Raw genomic sequence first — 1,200 nt, 5'->3', positions numbered from 1 at the left:
GCAACGACCGATTCATACTACACCTCCTCTTCAAATGTCCGGAAACAGGGACTTTTGGTTTTCCATTTTGATGCGACACGGGCCTCTGTGACGCGGGAACTGGGTCACTTCGTCCTTTTCCAGGTCCGTGGCTCGGATTTGGTGCGGCGCATCGGGTACAACTTGCTCGGTAGGGAGCACGCCCTCCTTGATCAGTCGACGGACCCGATGGGCAGTAACCCCAAGCTTTTTGGCGGCTTCGGTCAGCGTGAGCCACTCTCCATTCTTTTCGGCGGATCGGTAGCCGTGGATTTTGTGGACAGTGCGCAGCGAGCCGACACGGCGCGCTGTCCAGGTCTTGCCTTGTCCGGTTTGCATTCCCATCCGGTTGAGAGTGGCGGCAATGTCTGCATCGGACCACCGGGTGGCCATGGAGCGGATGATGGCAAGGGCGGCTTCGGGCGTACTCTGGCCATGTTCGCCTGCTTTGGGTTTGCGAATGCGCAGCTGAGAATGTTGGCCACCTTTCCAGTGGATCGTCAAAATGACTTCACGTTGCTCTTCATCGACATCAGCGATGATATCGGTCACGAGCGTGCGGAGGAGCTGCTGACGACAACGCATGTCGACGTTAGGCGAGCGCCAAGCGGTCTCCAGGTCGGTGGCAATGCCAGCAAAATCTGGCACCGGCGCGGCCAGATCGATTTGTCGCGCTTGGGCCAAACCCGCTTCACAGGCTTCCACACGCCTGAGCGCTGCTTCCCAGCTATTCTCGAGTTGGGCAGCGATCAGGCGGTTATCAGGGTCGCAGGCAGCATAGCGACGTTCAGCGAGAGATGCCTCGTATCGGGCTTGCTGCAAGTCCAGCTCCACCATGCGGTGCCGTTCTTCCAGATTATCCCGATGCGCCCGATCAGCTTCCATTGCGGCCTCGATCGCCATCGGCGTCACGGCTCTCAATATCTCTTTGCCTATGGCAGGGTCGATGCGAGATGCGCCAAAAGTCATGCATCGTGGCTTGGCCAGCATCTGGTTGATACGTTCGCAGCGGTAATAGGGATGACCCGGAGGCCGGCCCGAATAGACAACGCCCAACCGTCTTCCACATCGGCCGCAGGTGAGCAGGCCCGCGAGCAACGCGCGGCCACCACGACCAGACTTGATGCCGCCCTTCTGTCCGAAGGCGTTGACAGCGATATGGCTCTGGTTCCTTTCAAACTC

Annotated in this window: 1 protein-coding gene; it reads right to left on the bottom strand. The window is 59.2% G+C overall.

Annotated features, from left to right (window positions below):
- Positions 1-30: 30 nt before the first annotated feature.
- Positions 31-1,200, bottom strand: a 1,170-nt coding sequence (locus D0Z70_RS24480; RefSeq protein WP_182914111.1) for a recombinase zinc beta ribbon domain-containing protein, incomplete at its 5' end; no start/stop codon positions are given.

This window comes from Sphingobium terrigena (genome assembly GCF_003591655.1).
GTDB lineage: Bacteria > Pseudomonadota > Alphaproteobacteria > Sphingomonadales > Sphingomonadaceae > Sphingobium > Sphingobium terrigena.
The sequence above is the reverse complement of the archived record's forward strand: the minus strand, read 5'-3'. Positions and strand labels throughout refer to the sequence as shown.